Source organism: bacterium (genome assembly GCA_037131655.1).
GTDB lineage: Bacteria > Armatimonadota > Fimbriimonadia > Fimbriimonadales > JBAXQP01 > JBAXQP01.
This window is the reverse complement of sequence record JBAXQP010000461.1, coordinates 1-1,684: the sequence shown is the minus strand read 5'-3', so window position 1 is coordinate 1,684 and position 1,684 is coordinate 1. Positions and strand designations below refer to the sequence as shown.

Genomic DNA, 1,684 nt, shown 5'->3' with positions numbered 1-1,684 from the left:
ACAAACTGTTTCTCAATTCGCGCAGCGGCGTGCCGGCGGAACTGACCGCCGCGGCGCCCATATCACCAACGGCAACGGCCAGTTCGGCATGGGTCATGCCACAATGCCGCCGTCCCAACCACAACACCATATTATGCCCTTCATCACCAGGCAGATCCCGGAATCGTTCCCAGCACTCACCCTTCGAGACTCAACAGCGGCGATAACAACCTCAAACGGCAGGAGCCGCTGCCACTTGCGCACATCGGGCTGAGTTAACCTGTCGCCACGCACCATAGCTCGGAGATTGTGTGATACCAACCATCGGGGATATTTAGCCTGAGAGGTCACGCCATCCGCACATCACGGCTAGCTTCTGACACGCGAGTCAATACTTGTTATATAGTATCTATATAACTACATATAACGACTCGATTTCAGCAATAAACTAAAAACGAGATCTGACCCTACCCTTCCTCGGGTTTTTATAGAATAACCAGACGGAAAAGTGTATAGAGCTATTAAACAAGTATTGATTTCTTTTATCAACAAAGGAGACGGTCTCATATGAATTCTGTAAAAGATGAAATCGCTAAAGTAAAATTTTGGAGACATACAATCGAACTACCTGGAGGGATAATAACCCCTGGGACTCAAGATTCTATTATCAATTCTAAATTATTTCAAATCCCGAAGGATTTGACCGGGATGAGAGTCTTGGATATTGGTTGCTCTGATGGCGCTTACAGTTTTGAGTGCGAGAAACGCGGAGCATTGGAAGTTATTGCTATTGATGATTTCAGCTCTGTTTTCATCGATGCGCCCAATGGTTTTCACGTTGCCCATAAGCTGTTAAACTCAAAAGTGAAATTTTATCAAAGCAGCATGTTTGATCTGGACTCCAAAGTAACAGGGCAGTTCGATCTTATCTTATTCTTAGGGGTTTTATATCATCTTCAGAATCCCATGCTTGCGCTTGAAAAGCTGTCAGCAATATGCAGGGGCCAGATTATTTTAGAGACTTTACTGGCCCCCGAAAATAAAGCGATGGGGAATCGTAGTTATATTGAATTTTACGAGGAAGATGAAATCAACAAAGACCCTACTGTTTGGTGCGCCCCTACACTCGAGGCATTGAAGGCAATGCTCAGGTCAGTTGGGTTCTGCAATGTGGTGACTGTCCATGCTGATTTAAATCCCCCCCTACCTTCCGGGATAGTTCATGCCTTTACTCCCAGTAAAGGGAGTGACGCAGAAGAATTTATCGAGAAAAATGGAACGAAGATTGCCATGATTTCCGCCAAGGAGATTCTGGGAGTCGACGTCGAGCCTGATCATTTACTCGCGACCTTAAAGAAAACATCGGTCGCTCAATTTGCCAGAATCAAGAATGCTGCCATGAATTTGAAAGCCAAGCAGTATCACCAGGAAGAAAGGTGGAAATAATTGCAATGAGAGATATGCATGTTTGCATGTAATCATTGCATTAACAACTTGGTCGTGTCGGCGGTTCCGGAAGTGCTGCCCTCCATTCCGTGGTTGACCATGCCCGCCCCTGTCGACATGAAGAGGTAGAGAATCGTCGTGGTCATGATGACGTCGCCGGGGCTCACGTCACGAAACAAGTTGTTGGTTGTTAGGAAAAAAGGAGACATACAGGAGTGGAGAAATCGGGCGCCACCACCGGTTCGGGCTCAACGAACGC

General features: G+C 46.6%; 1 protein-coding gene. It reads left to right on the top strand.

All coding sequences use genetic code 11. The features are described 5' to 3' along the window. Positions 1–546 precede the first annotated feature (546 nt). A complete protein-coding gene (locus WCO51_13615) occupies positions 547–1,425 on the top strand; it encodes a DUF1698 domain-containing protein (protein MEI6514291.1) in 879 nt (292 codons plus the stop codon). The last annotated feature ends 259 nt before the right edge of the window (positions 1,426–1,684 follow it).

Excerpts from the sequence above, each read along its gene's own strand:
- WCO51_13615 (MEI6514291.1), top strand. The coding sequence starts at position 547 with ATGAATTCTGTAAAAGATGAAATCGCTAAAGTAAAATTTTGGAGACAT.